We start from the raw sequence: 12,575 nt of genomic DNA, 5'->3' as shown, positions 1-12,575 counted from the left end.
CCGGTTGCAGGTCAAACGAAAACCGCCTCGATTGAGGCGGTTTTTTTTGCCTGCGCAAAAGTGTCAGCCCATCATGTCCTTGACCATGCGCTCCTGTTCCATCAATTCACGTTGACGCGCATCGATGCGCGAGGACAGCGGGAAGTTGGTACCGGCCTTGCGCTTGGCAAAGTCCAGTTGCTGAATTGCCTGGCGATAATCGCCGACCAATGCAAAATACTCGGCACGGGCCTGGTGCAGGCCAATGATGTTGCCCGACAGGCCACGAGTTTCCGCGACCATGTACCAGACGTCCGGGTCGTCCGGGCGGCTCTTAAGCAAGTTTTCCAGCGCTTTTTCAGCTTCCGCAGCACGGTTCTGTTTGAGCAGCAGATCCACTCGAACCGAATTCAACGGGTAATTGCCTGGATACATCGTCAGCAAGCGGTCGACTCGTGATTGCGCATCGGGCAGGCGATTGTTGGTGATGTCGAGATCGACCTGGGCGAGGTTGTAGATAATCTCGTTGGGTGATTTGGCCAGCAGCACCTTGAGGTTTTCTCGAGCCTCGTTCAACTGTCCGCCCTTGATCTGCGCGATGGCCAGGCCGTAGCGGGCCACATCGTTTTTTGGATTTTCATCAAGTTGCGCACGGAAGCGCTTGGCACCCAGCCCTGGCGTTTCTTCGTAGATCAGTTGCACCCGCGCACGAACCAGTTGGTAGCGCACGGTGTCTTCGATACCGCCTGCTTTGGCCTGTTCAGCGCGGTTGCGGGTGTCGGCGATCCGCGATTCGGTCACCGGGTGAGTCAGGAGGAATTCCGGTGGCTTGGCATCGAAGCGATATTGCCGCGCCAACCGCTCGAACATGCTCGGCATCGAGCGTGGGTCGTACCCGGCTTTTTCCAGATTGAGGATGCCGATGCGGTCGGCCTCCTGCTCGTTCTGGCGCGAAAAGCGTCGCTGTTCCTGGATGGCGGCTGCCTGCGAGCCGGCAATCGCCGCGATCCCGGCATCGCCGGCCCCGGCCGCAGCAATCACAATGCCCGCCAGCAGTGCGGCCATCATCGGCACCTGCATGCGCTGTTGCGCTTCAACGCCACGGGCGAAGTGCCGTTGCGACAAGTGAGCCAATTCGTGAGCCAGTACCGAGGCAAATTCGCCTTCGGTCTGGGCGTTGAGAAACAACCCCCCGTTGACCCCGACAATCCCGCCCGGCGCAGCAAAGGCGTTGAGCTGTGGACTGTTGATCAGGATGAATTCGAGGCGCCGGTCATTGACCTGGCTGGTCTCCACCAGTCGATAAACACTGGATTCGACATAGTCCTTGAGTTGCGGGTCGTTGAGCTGGGAGACCTGGCTGCGCAACAGCGCAAGCCAAGCCCGACCCAGTTGATATTCCTGTTGCGGCGAGACTATGGCAGAACTGGCATCGCCGAGTGACGGCAGGTCGTCGGCGAAGCCCGGTGAGGCGAGCAGGCAAGCGAGCGTCAGCAGGGTAGGGCGCAGAAAAGTCATGCACAAAGCCTTAGTCGACAAAGACCTTACTGTAGCCGGACAGTACGCCCGGGACCAGATATTCTAAGCGGCTCGACCCCCGACCCGGAGTGATTCAATGACCGACGCTGTAGCCCATGACGCTGAACTTGACGCCAGCGGCCTGAATTGTCCGTTGCCTTTACTCAAGGCCAAACTGGAGCTCAATCGAATGGCCAGCGGCGCGGTGCTCAAGGTGATCGCCACGGACGCGGGCTCCCAGCGCGACTTCCGCACCTTCGCGCGATTGGCCGGTCATACGCTGCTGCGCGAAGAAGACGAGGCGGGCGTCTACCGATACTGGTTGAAAAAAGCCTGAGTTCTGCGGCGTACGTGAATAAGGATTATTGATGTTCAAAGTATTACGCGACTGGATCCAGCGTTATTTCTCCGATGAGGAAGCGGTGGTGCTGGCGGTCCTGCTGGTTCTGGCATTTACCGCCGTGCTGACCTTGGGCGGCATGTTGGCACCTGTGCTTGCCGGAATGGTGCTCGCCTATTTGATGCAGGGTCTGGTGGTGACGCTTGAGCGTCTGCGCATGCCGGGCGGCGTGGCGGTGGGCTTGGTGTTCGCATTGTTCATGAGCGTGCTGCTGGTATTCATTGTGGTCGTGGTGCCGTTGTTGTGGCATCAACTGATCACGCTGTTTAACGAGCTGCCCGGGATGCTCGCCAAATGGCAGTCGCTGTTGTTGTTGCTGCCCGAGCGCTACCCGCACCTGGTGTCGGATGAGCAGGTACTGCGCGCCATTGAAGTGGCGAGGGGCGAGATCGGCAACTTTGGCCAATGGGCGCTGACGTTTTCGCTGTCGAGCCTGCCGTTGCTGGTCAACATCATGATCTACCTGGTGCTGGTGCCGATTCTGGTGTTCTTCTTCCTCAAGGATCGGCAGATCATCGGCGAATGGGTGCGTGGGTATCTGCCCCGCGAGCGTGCGCTGATCACTCGGGTCGCGCATGAAATGAACCGGCAGATCGCCAATTACATCCGCGGCAAAGTCATCGAAATCTTCATCTGCGGCGGGGCGACTTACATTGGTTTCGTCGTGCTCGGGCTCAACTATGCGGCGCTGTTGGCATTGCTGGTGGGGGTGTCGGTGGTGGTGCCGTATGTCGGGACTGTGCTGGTGACCGTGCCGGTGCTGCTGATCGCGTTGTTCCAGTGGGGCTGGAGTGACCAGTTCATCTATTTGATGGCGGTCTACGGGATCATCCAGGTGCTGGATGGCAACGTGCTGGTGCCGCTGCTGTTCTCCGAGGCGGTCAATCTGCATCCGGTGGCGATCATTTGCGCGGTGCTGCTGTTCGGTGGGTTGTGGGGCTTCTGGGGCGTGTTTTTCGCGATTCCGTTGGCGACCTTGTTCAAGGCTGTGCTGGATGCGTGGCCGCGCAGGGAGGCTGTTGTGGCGCCGTTGTTGTAAAAATCCGCGGGGAGACCGATGGCGTCTGAGAAGACGCCACATCTATCAAGCCTTGTTTAGCGCCTGAGCAGCCGCCAAAACCGCATCCACATGCCCCGGCACTTTCACGCCACGCCATTCCTGGCGCAGCACGCCGTCCTTGTCGATCAAAAACGTGCTGCGATCAACGCCCATGTATTCCTTGCCGTACAGCTTCTTCAGTTTGATCACATCGAACAACTGACACAGCGCTTCTTCCTTGTCGCTGATCAATTCAAACGTGAACGCCTGTTTCGCCTTGAAGTTTTCATGAGATTTCAGACTGTCGCGGGAAACGCCGAACACTTCGGTATTCGCCGCTTTAAACGCATCCAGTTGATCGCGAAAGCCCTGACCCTGAGTCGTGCAGCCCGGCGTGCTGTCCTTCGGATAAAAGTAGATCACCACCTGCTTGCCTTTGAGGCTCGCGAGGCTGACGGTCTGCCCGCTGGTGGCAGGTGCTTCGAAGTCGGCAACCGGTTGGTCGATGGCAACGGCCATTAGAGCTTCCTTACATTGGGTTCTGTGGGCGCCACGGTTCGATCAGCGCGTCCAGGTTCAGCGCATCGGCAAAATCGAGGAACTGATCGCGCAGCCAGCTGATTTGCACGCCCGCCGGCAATGTCACGGTAAAGGTGGCATTGAGCATGGTGCCGCCGGTTTGTGGCGCCTGATAAGTATCGCAGGTCAGGTTTTCCAGCTCGACGTTGTGGTCCATGAAGAACTGGCACAACTCGTTGATGATGTCCGAGCGGTAGGCCGAGCTGACGTAGGCGACGTAAGGCAGCGCCTGAGGACGATTCTCCAGGGCGGCGCTGCGCACCACGTTGACCGTGAAGGCGTGTTTCTTGGCCAGGGTCGACAGGCTGCCTTCAAGGCGCGCCAGCGCGTCCCAGCTGCCGGAAATCTCAAGGACCAGCGCACTGCATTCGCCATGACGGGTCAGGCGGGAAGTGACAACGGCGCAGCGGTTTTCATGGCTGGCGCGGCACAGGACGTTAGTCAGCTCCATGGGGTTGGCGCCGAGGGCACTGATGACAAGGAATTGTTCGCGGACTGTGGGGGTGGACATGCAGCATTCCTAAAGCGATGAGCGGTCGGTAGATGAGAAGCAACGATTGCGGGCAACGCCTGCGCAGGCCCGATCAGAAAACCCCGGTGGTGCATCGTGACATGCTCCATTAATAGCAGGAGCGCGCTGATACGACGCTGGCACGGGGCCTGGGAGGCCAAAAAGGGAGGCGGTAACCCGACGAACAAGCTGATCAGTACCGATCAAAGTCTGAAGGGTAGCGAAAAGCAACGCCGAGGGGAATGGCGGCGGCGCAGTACTTTGCTTGTGCAAGCATCTTGGCGCCAGTACCATTACCGCTCTCTTTTTCCGGCAGGAGCGGTTTCATGATTGCGGGCAGTATGGTGGCACTGGTCACACCCATGGATGCACACGGGCGTCTTGACTGGGACAGCCTCAGCAAACTCGTGGACTTCCACCTTGAAAACGGCACCCATGCCATCGTCGCGGTCGGTACTACCGGCGAGTCGGCCACCCTTGATGTGCAAGAGCACATCGACGTCATCCGCGCGGTAGTCAAGCAGGTCAACGGGCGGATTCCGGTCATCGCCGGCACCGGTGCCAACTCGACTCGCGAAGCCGTCGAGCTGACCCGCAACGCCAAAGAAGCCGGGGCTGACGCTTGCCTGCTGGTTGTTCCTTATTACAACAAGCCGACTCAGGAAGGTCTGTACCAGCACTTCAAGCACATTGCCGAAGCGGTCGACATTCCACAGATTCTCTACAACGTTCCCGGCCGCACTTCTTGCGACATGCAGGCCGAGACCGTGATTCGCCTGTCTACCGTGCCGAACATCATCGGCATCAAGGAAGCCACTGGCGACCTGAAGCGTGCCCAGGCAATCATCGATGGCGTGAGCGAGGACTTCATCGTGCTGTCCGGCGATGATCCGACCGCTGTCGAACTGATCCTGCTGGGCGGCAAGGGCAACATTTCCGTCACCGCCAACGTCGCTCCGCGCGAAATGGCCGACCTGTGCGAGGCCGCGCTCAAGGGCGACGCCGATACCGCACGGGCCATCAACGAAAAACTGATGCCGCTGCACAAAGATCTGTTCATCGAAGCCAACCCGATTCCGGTGAAGTGGGCTTTGGTCGAAATGGGCCTGATGCACGAAGGCATTCGCCTGCCGCTGACCTGGCTGAGCGCACCTTGTCATGAAACGCTTCGCACGGCCCTGCGCCAGTGCAGCGTCCTGGTTTAATTGAGGAAATAAGACGCATGAAGCGATTGGCCGGACTTTCCGCACTTGCCTTGATTATCTCCAGCACCAGTGGCTGCGGATGGGTCTGGGGCCCGGAAGGTTATTTCCGTGACCGGGGTAGCGACTACCTGGAAGCGCAACAGACTGCACCCATGCAATTGCCGACGGACGTGAGCACTGCCAAACGTCTGGATCCCTTGCTGCCTATCCCGCGCAACGTTGCCGATGACAGCGTCAAGGGCGAGTACATCGTGCCGCGTCCGCAGCCGTTGACCGCGGGCGCCGATGCCAGCGCCTACTCGCTGCAGAAGAGCGGTGATACTCGCTGGATCGTCGCGCAAAACCCTCCGGCCGAAACCTGGCCAGTGGCCGTGCAGTTCTTCCAGGACAACGGTTTCCGTCTGGACGAGCAGCGCCCGCAGACCGGTGAGTTCACTACCACCTGGCAGCACTCCGACGAGTTGTCGGCTGCCATGGCCAAGCGTCTGAGCGCAGCCGGTGTCAGCACTGACAGCGAGGTGCGTGCTCGCGTTCGCATCGAGCCGGGCGTGCAGCGCAACACCAGTGAAATCTACGTGGTGACCGCTGAACGTCCTGCAGGCAGCACTGCCGATGTGGCCTTTACCAACCGCTCGGTCAACACCGGCCTCGACGCGGCACTGGTCGATGACATGCTCGCGAGCATGAGCCGTGTTTCGGAGCAGGGCGGTTCGGTGTCGATGCTGGCTTCGCGTGATTTCGATACGCCAAGTCGCGTCAGCCTGAGCGAAGACGGCAGCGGCAACCCGGTTCTGAACGTCGGTCCTGATCTGGATCGCGCGTGGTCGAGCGTAGGTCGCGCGCTGGAACAGGGTGAATGGCGCGTTGAAGACATCAACCGCAGCTTGGGTCTCTACTACATTAACCTTGCCGAAAAAGCCGAGAAAGCCGACGACAAACCCGGCTTCTTCAGCAGCCTGTTCGGCAGTGCGCCGAACAAGGAAGAAGTTGAAGCCCGCGCCGAGCGTTATCAGGTTCGCCTGAGCAAGGTGGGTGAAAACGTTCAGGTCACCGTCGAGAAAAACATCAACACCGTGGCGCCGGCTGACGTAGCGCGCAGAGTGTTGAGCGTGATTCAGGACAACCTGGGCTGATCACATGCGTTTTGCCGTTCTCGGCAGCGGTAGCCAAGGGAACGGCACGCTGATAGCCAGTGCTGATACGTACGTGCTGGTGGATTGTGGTTTCTCCCTGCGGGAAACCGAAAAACGCTTGCTGCGCCTGGGTGTTCACCCAGCGCAGTTGAGCGCGATACTCGTGACCCACGAACATGCCGATCACGTGCATGGCGTGGGTTTACTGTCTCGGCGCTACAATCTGCCTGTCTACCTCAGCCGCGGCACCCTGCGCGGGATGCGCAAACCGATTGAACCGGCCGGCCTGCTCGCAGGCGGCGAGCAACTTCAGATCGGCAGCCTGGACATCGGCGTCATTGCCGTGGCCCATGATGCACAGGAACCGACGCAATACGTGTTCAGTGACGGTGAGCGGCGCTTCGGCCTGCTGACTGATCTCGGCTCTTATTGCGACAGAGTGTTGAACGGCTATCGTGACCTCGATGCGCTGATGATCGAGGCCAATCATTGCCGTGACATGCTGGCTCGCGGTCACTATCCGTACTTTCTGAAGCAGCGGGTAGGCGGCGAACACGGACATCTGAACAACCATCAGGCGGCATTCCTGGTGGCCGAGTTGGGCTGGCAAGGCCTGCAACACCTGGTCCTGGCCCATCTAAGCAGCAAGAACAACCTGCCGCAGCTGGCCCGGCAATGTTTTGTCGACACCCTCGGGTGCGACCCGGACTGGCTGCAACTGGCCGATCAAGATTCAGGGCTCGACTGGCGCCACATCGCCTAGCCCACCTACTTAGCAAGCGGAGCCCATCATGGAAAAACGTGAAGAACTCTACCGCGGCAAAGCCAAATCGGTTTTCAAGACCGATGACGCTGACCGCTTGATCCTGTTGTTTCGCAACGACACTTCGGCGTTCGACGGCAAGCGCATCGAGCAGCTCGATCGCAAAGGCATGGTCAACAACAAGTTCAACGCCTTCATCATGCAGAAACTCGAAGCCGCCGGCGTGCCGACCCAATTCGACAAACTGCTGGGCGACAACGAATGCCTGGTGAAGAAGCTCGACATGATCCCGGTCGAGTGCGTTGTGCGTAACTATGCTGCCGGCAGTCTGGTCAAGCGCCTGGGTGTCGAAGAGGGCATGAAGCTCAACCCTTACACCTTCGAGCTGTTCCTGAAGGACGACGCCAAGGGCGACCCGTTCATCAACGAATCCCACGTTGTGGCGTTCGGTTGGGGCACCGCTGAGCAACTGGTTCGCATGAAAGAACTGTCGATCAAGGTCAACGAAGTCCTGAGCAAACTGTTCGACGACGCCGGCCTGCTACTGGTCGACTTCAAACTTGAGTTCGGCGTGTTCTCCGACGGCTCCATCGTCCTGGGTGACGAGTTCAGCCCGGACGGCTGCCGTCTGTGGGACAAGGCCACCGGCAAAAAAATGGACAAGGACCGCTTCCGTCAGGGCCTCGGTGACGTTATCGAAGCCTACGAAGAAGTCGCCAATCGCCTGGGCGTACCGCTTTAATCGACGCAAGCATCTGATAGCACGGAAAAATTTCGGTTGGGGGGTTCGCTTCCGGCAAAAGTGTTGTTATGATGCGCGCCGTTGGAGAGATGCCAGAGTGGCCGAATGGGACGGATTCGAAATCCGTTGTACCTTCACCGGTACCTAGGGTTCGAATCCCTATCTCTCCGCCATATTTAAAGGCCCCGAGCGCTTAATCGCCTCGGGGCTTTTTTGTATTTGGGGCAAATTTGGTGCAATTGGCGCAAATTTCACTCCCCCAGGCTTACCGCAAACCCGCCGTGCAGATTCTTTGCTGCCACTTGATAGGCTACCTTCGCTTCTTCCAGCGTCGCGAAAATACCAAGCTCGATCCTTTTTCCTGAAACCCTGATCCTCGCCCTGAATTTGCTGCTGGCTTTATGGAAGTCAACGCCACGCACCCTTGTCGATGAGGATGCGAGCGGGCCAACGTTTCGCAGGTTTTCAGACCTCGATGCTTCGCGGAGATTCTCAATCCTATTGTCAGATGGATTTCGATTGATGTGGTCGATGTCTTCCGCAGGCCATTCGCCCGTCATGTAAAGCCAAGCAAGCCGGTGTTCAAAATAAGACATGAGATTTATTCGTATCTCCCTGTAGCCATTCGGTCTCGTTTTACCCGCCTGGCTGCCCATCGAAACCTTCTGCTTTCTAATAATCCATGTGAACCGGCCTGTATCCGGGTCATAGGACAGCTGGCGCTTCAGTTCTTCTTGGGTGAGCATAAATATCTCCACTGGTGTGTTTGAAGTGTAGGTTCGTTTCGGCTACCGTTCGCCAATGGCATCTTACGAAAAGCGCGGCGACGCATGGCGGGCTCAAATCCGCCGCAAAGGATACCCCCAGCTTTCAGCCACCTTCGACACCAAAGCAGAAGCCCAGCGATGGGCATCTGAAATCGAGGGCGATATGTCGCGCTCGCGATTTGTTGACACCCGGGAGGCAGAGAGCACCACGCTCAATGAAGCGCTGACCCGGTACGTCAATGAGGTGAGCGAGGCGAAGAAGGGATCGGCTCAGGAGAAGGTGCGCGCCAAGAAGTGGCAGAAGTCGGAGTACGCCAGCAAATCACTGGCGGCGATCCGCTCGAGCGACATGGCAGCATTTCGCGATGCCGAGCTGAAGGCCGGGAAATCCACGGCAACCGTCAGGCTCAACCTTGCGCTGATCAGCCACCTATACACAGTCGCGGCGAAAGACTGGGGAATTCAGGGATTGAAGAATCCGTGCACCGCTATCCGCATGCCGAAAGGCAGCAAGCAGCGGGAGCGACGGCCGAGCACTGCTGAGCTCAGGTCGCTGTACAAGCATGCCGGCGTCATCAATGCCGAGCTGCCGGTCATTATCGAGCTTGCAGTCGAGACGGCAATGCGCCGGTCAGAACTGGTAATGCTCAGGAAAGATCAAATCAGGGGGAGAGTCGCATTCCTCGAAGACACGAAGAACGGCGAGCGCCGATCCGTCCCGCTATCAACACGGGCGGCGGAGCTCTTGGAGGGATTGCCGACGCCAATCGACGGCGGCAGGTTCTTTCATTTGAAGCTGGACAGCGTGAGCAACTATTTTGCGCTGGCCTGTGAAGCGGCGGCGATCAAAGACCTCCGCCTTCACGATATGCGCCATGAAGCGACCAGCCGCCTGTTCGAGCGCGGCCTTTCCATCATGGAAGTGGCGAGCATCACCGGACACAAAACTCTGGCGATGCTCAAGCGATACACACACCTTTGCCCGAACGATCTCGCCGAGAAGCTGGGGTAGCATCACGCCACCCCGCGCAGTGTCGGCGGTGGCAACCGCTTCCGCCCGACCTTCGGCGCTTTGTTCTCCCCGTCGCGGCACCCACGCAGAAACTCCCTCACATCCTCTTTGAGCCAGCAATGCCTGGTGCCCATCTTGAAACTCTTGGGCAGCCAGTCAACGCCCCGGCGAATCCCCTCTCTGACCGAAGCCTCCGTTCGGCCAAGCATCCTGCCCAACCCCTCTACGTAAACAATCTCTGCTTCATCGGTCATACCTTCCTCCCTGCTTCACGCTGCGCCTTGTTCCAACCGTCCGCCCATCTCTGCTTTGAGAATGGAGACGTGTCGTTTTCCGTATCAAACGGGTTCTGCTTGAGGCTGACACCCTTGAGAAACGCCGCGTAGCCCTGTTCGAACGAGTTGATTTTCTGGCCGTGCAATTCAGCAGTTGCCATGGTGATGCTCCATGCCGCGCGTGGCGGCAGAAGGTGGTGATAGGGTTTATGCGGCTGGCGCTGAATCGTGAAACACGTCCATCTGCGCCGCGCCGTCGAGCCACGCAGCCGAGATCCGGCGTTGAGCCATGGCGGCATAGTCTGGGTTGAGTTCGCAGAGGATCGACTTGCGGCCCTCCTGCATGGCGACAACCGCTGTGGTACCGGCGCCGCCGAAAGGGTCCAGCACTACACCGCCGCGGGGAGCCCCGGCCAAAACGCATGGCCGGATCAGGTCGGGCGGGAAAGTAGCGAAGTGCGCGTCTTTGAAACTGTGGGTTGCCACGGTCCACACGCTGCGCTTGTTCCTCGTAGCGGTATCCCATGTGCTTTCCTTCCGATCTGGCCGGTGCGTGCCTTTGTTCTGGCCGGGGATCGCCTGCTCTCGCTTCGAATCCTCTCGCTTCGAATCCTCTCGCTTGAAACTGTCGCGCCGCGCCCGCTCCGCACCTTCCTTGTGAAAAGCGCCGTGTCCACCGTCCCCGGTTGAGGTATCCCAGCCGGTCGGTACCGTTGCCCGAGGCTTCGTCACCGCGTCGAACCCGTGACCGAAACCGACGCCGGTGGGCGTGGCGCCATAAATCGCCGGCTCGCGTATCGCCTCCATGTCGCAGTGGTACCGCCGCGCCTTGCTGAGCAGAAAGATGTATTTGTGGGCCTTGGTGCACCGGTCCCGCGTCGACTCAGGCATTGGGTTTGGCTTGTGCCAGATAATGTCCTGACGCAGATACCAACCGTCGTCTTGAAGAGCGAACGCCAAGCGCCACGGCATGCCCATCAAATCCTTGGGCTTGTACTCGGCGTGAGTGGTGGCTTTCGCCTTCCTCTGTGATGCCATCACTTGGCGCTGGCTGATAGTCGAGACACCTACGCCCATGTCGTCACGACCGTGCGCACCCCAGCTTCCGGCATAGCTGTCACCCATGTTCACCCAGGCAGTGCCGTCGTCGCGGAGTACTCGACGCACTTCGCGGAACACGTCGACCAAGCGTGCGATGAACTCGGCTGGCGTTGGTTCGAGCCCGATCTGCCCGTCGACACCGTAATCCCGCAACCCGAAGTAAGGTGGGCTGGTAATGCATGTTTGAACTGATTGGTCTGGCAGCGTCCGCATCATGTCGATGCAATCACCAACCAGAATGCGGTGCTGTTCACTCATCGCCATGGCCCTCTATAGATGAGCCAGGCCATGTAGGCGAGGGCAGAGACTGGGATGATCATGGCGTCACCTCGCTGGAAGGCAGCAATTCGCCGGCGAGCTCGGCAGCCAATCCAACCGGCCACCAGTACCGTGCTCGCTGGTAGTCCGGATAGGACTCCTCGCGGATCACCAGCCCTTTCCCGCGCAATGCTTTGAATGTGCTCAGCACGGAGGGGGCGCCTATCCCGAGGCGGTGTCCAACCTGATACGTCAGACCGCCCATGCCAAACACACACGCTTGGTCGCCCCTGGCCAGCTTCTCGCAGTCGGTCTGGTGCAGGTACGGTTGAGTGTCGAGATAGCGGTAGGCGTTTTCCCGGCCGATCTTTCGAAGCTCGTGAAGGACGGCTTGCTGTTTCTCTGTGAGGTTCATGGCGTCACCTTCAGGCCCAGCCGTCTGGCGCTCCGCTCGAAGAAATCACGCATCTCGAACGGTGTGTAGTTGTTTACCTTTATGCAGGTGTCCGAGGGCAGCTCAATCACCAGCGCCTCGCGAGAGGCCTGCCAGCCAAACCAGTAGCGCTGGACATGCTGATTCCGGTAATCCCCAGAGTTATATTTCTCGTGGGGTGGATCGCCCGCGACAACGCCGCGGTGCCAGGCCTCGAATTCATCGCGGATCTTGTCGTTCATGATGTCTCCCATAGGGTAAGTGGAAGCCAGACGAAGAGGGTGCAGCCGGCGATGCAGGTGAAGATCACGGCGTCACCTCTGACGCTTCTGGAATATCCTCGAACTTGTAAGCCTTGATGACGCGCTCTTCGACACCGGAGACCTTGATGAATTTGGCCTCTTCAACCCAGGGGTAGGCGTCTGGTTCGCCATGTTTGCCGCCGCCGCTCATCTCACAAAAGGCGAGAGCGCGGCCATCGGGCAGGATGAAGGCCTTCACATCGACGTCGTAGTTGCGCTCCCAACTGTAGTGGCACCAAGACGGAATTCCAGGGGCGCCCACTGCGCAGTAACGCACCTCGTTGACCGCATCATCGTGCGAGCTCTCATCGTAAAGCTGATCCAGATCCTCGCCGGACATGGATGCCAAATAGTCAAGCGTAACGATCCCCTTTGAAGCATCGCCCACGCTGTCGTACTTGTAGCCAAAAGCATCGATTCCGTGACGCATCACCAACAGCTTGGCCATCTGGCTTGCAGTGAGCGTGTTCAGTGAGCGATGGATGTTTGCATCGAGCATGCGGATTCCTTGCCGCTATAGCGGCTGACTTTGAGTTAATGAAAAGTGAGGGGGAGGGG

The 12,575-nt window shown here is 58.9% G+C and carries 17 protein-coding genes and 1 tRNA gene; 8 read left to right on the top strand and 10 right to left on the bottom strand.

The window, feature by feature from the left end; all coding sequences use genetic code 11:
* Nucleotides 1-63: 63 nt before the first annotated feature.
* Nucleotides 64-1,497, bottom strand: a complete 1,434-nt coding sequence (locus tag ACYZTS_RS00445) for a M48 family metalloprotease (protein ID WP_461993220.1) — start codon at nt 1,495-1,497, stop codon at nt 64-66.
* 97 nt (nt 1,498-1,594) lie between these two features.
* Between ACYZTS_RS00445 and ACYZTS_RS00440 the strand changes: the two genes are divergently transcribed.
* Nucleotides 1,595-1,834: a sulfurtransferase TusA family protein gene (locus ACYZTS_RS00440; protein WP_028621876.1), complete on the top strand. Its 240-nt coding sequence runs from the start codon at nt 1,595-1,597 to the stop codon at nt 1,832-1,834.
* Nucleotides 1,835-1,865: 31 nt separating this feature from the next.
* Nucleotides 1,866-2,936 carry an AI-2E family transporter gene (locus ACYZTS_RS00435; protein ID WP_028621875.1) on the top strand — a complete coding sequence of 357 codons (1,071 nt, stop codon included), beginning with the start codon at nt 1,866-1,868 and terminating at the stop codon, nt 2,934-2,936.
* A 45-nt stretch (nt 2,937-2,981) separates the two neighbouring features.
* Here the strand turns inward: ACYZTS_RS00435 and ACYZTS_RS00430 are convergent, their stop codons facing one another.
* Entirely contained in the window at nt 2,982-3,455 is a 474-nt protein-coding gene (locus ACYZTS_RS00430) for a peroxiredoxin (protein ID WP_028621874.1), read from the bottom strand.
* A gap of 10 nt (nt 3,456-3,465) precedes the next feature.
* A complete protein-coding gene (locus ACYZTS_RS00425) occupies nt 3,466-4,026 on the bottom strand; it encodes a glycine cleavage system transcriptional repressor (RefSeq protein WP_028621873.1) in 561 nt (186 codons plus the stop codon).
* 326 nt (nt 4,027-4,352) lie between these two features.
* Here ACYZTS_RS00425 and dapA point away from each other — a divergent pair, with 326 nt between their 5' ends.
* From dapA to ACYZTS_RS00400, 5 genes are all read left to right on the top strand, one after another.
* Entirely contained in the window at nt 4,353-5,231 is an 879-nt protein-coding gene (gene dapA / locus ACYZTS_RS00420; protein ID WP_028621872.1) for a 4-hydroxy-tetrahydrodipicolinate synthase, read from the top strand.
* A gap of 17 nt (nt 5,232-5,248) precedes the next feature.
* Nucleotides 5,249-6,364, top strand: coding sequence for an outer membrane protein assembly factor BamC (gene bamC, locus ACYZTS_RS00415; protein ID WP_028621871.1), 1,116 nt, complete (start codon nt 5,249-5,251; stop codon nt 6,362-6,364).
* Between the two features lie 4 nt (nt 6,365-6,368).
* The gene (locus tag ACYZTS_RS00410) at nt 6,369-7,127 is read left to right on the top strand and encodes an MBL fold metallo-hydrolase (RefSeq protein WP_461993216.1); all 759 of its coding nucleotides are present in this window, start codon (nt 6,369-6,371) and stop codon (nt 7,125-7,127) included.
* A gap of 28 nt (nt 7,128-7,155) precedes the next feature.
* Nucleotides 7,156-7,869: a phosphoribosylaminoimidazolesuccinocarboxamide synthase gene (purC, locus tag ACYZTS_RS00405; RefSeq protein ID WP_461993214.1), complete on the top strand. Its 714-nt coding sequence runs from the start codon at nt 7,156-7,158 to the stop codon at nt 7,867-7,869.
* An 83-nt stretch (nt 7,870-7,952) separates the two neighbouring features.
* Nucleotides 7,953-8,042 (top strand) — tRNA-Ser (locus ACYZTS_RS00400).
* 78 nt (nt 8,043-8,120) lie between these two features.
* On the opposite strand, the gene ACYZTS_RS00395 is transcribed toward ACYZTS_RS00400, so the two are convergent.
* On the bottom strand, nt 8,121-8,615 hold the full coding sequence (locus ACYZTS_RS00395; RefSeq protein WP_461993212.1) for an HNH endonuclease: 495 nt from the start codon (nt 8,613-8,615) through the stop codon (nt 8,121-8,123).
* A 55-nt stretch (nt 8,616-8,670) separates the two neighbouring features.
* On the opposite strand from ACYZTS_RS00395, the gene ACYZTS_RS00390 reads away from it, so the two are divergent.
* Nucleotides 8,671-9,648 carry a tyrosine-type recombinase/integrase gene (locus ACYZTS_RS00390; protein ID WP_461993210.1) on the top strand — a complete coding sequence of 326 codons (978 nt, stop codon included), beginning with the start codon at nt 8,671-8,673 and terminating at the stop codon, nt 9,646-9,648.
* Between the two features lie 2 nt (nt 9,649-9,650).
* On the opposite strand, the gene ACYZTS_RS00385 is transcribed toward ACYZTS_RS00390, so the two are convergent.
* From ACYZTS_RS00385 to ACYZTS_RS00360, 6 genes are all read right to left on the bottom strand, one after another.
* A complete protein-coding gene (locus tag ACYZTS_RS00385) occupies nt 9,651-9,902 on the bottom strand; it encodes a hypothetical protein (protein ID WP_461993208.1) in 252 nt (83 codons plus the stop codon).
* Nucleotides 9,899-10,084 (bottom strand): hypothetical protein, encoded by a 186-nt coding sequence (locus ACYZTS_RS00380; protein WP_461993206.1) that lies wholly within the window; start codon nt 10,082-10,084, stop codon nt 9,899-9,901. Before ACYZTS_RS00380 ends, ACYZTS_RS00385 begins: the two co-directional genes overlap by 4 nt.
* Before the next feature lie 46 nt (nt 10,085-10,130).
* Complete coding sequence (locus ACYZTS_RS00375; protein WP_461996552.1) at nt 10,131-11,282, bottom strand: DNA-methyltransferase; 1,152 nt, start codon at nt 11,280-11,282, stop codon at nt 10,131-10,133.
* 58 nt (nt 11,283-11,340) lie between these two features.
* A complete protein-coding gene (locus ACYZTS_RS00370) occupies nt 11,341-11,697 on the bottom strand; it encodes a hypothetical protein (protein WP_461993204.1) in 357 nt (118 codons plus the stop codon).
* Nucleotides 11,694-11,957: a hypothetical protein gene (locus tag ACYZTS_RS00365; protein WP_461993202.1), complete on the bottom strand. Its 264-nt coding sequence runs from the start codon at nt 11,955-11,957 to the stop codon at nt 11,694-11,696. Before ACYZTS_RS00365 ends, ACYZTS_RS00370 begins: the two co-directional genes overlap by 4 nt.
* Before the next feature lie 64 nt (nt 11,958-12,021).
* Complete coding sequence (locus ACYZTS_RS00360; RefSeq protein ID WP_461993200.1) at nt 12,022-12,516, bottom strand: hypothetical protein; 495 nt, start codon at nt 12,514-12,516, stop codon at nt 12,022-12,024.
* Between the last annotated feature and the right edge of the window lie 59 nt (nt 12,517-12,575).

It is taken from the genome of Pseudomonas sp. TMB3-21, from assembly GCF_054898145.1.
Note: the sequence above shows the minus strand (reverse complement) of the source record. Positions and strands in the feature narration are given on the sequence as shown.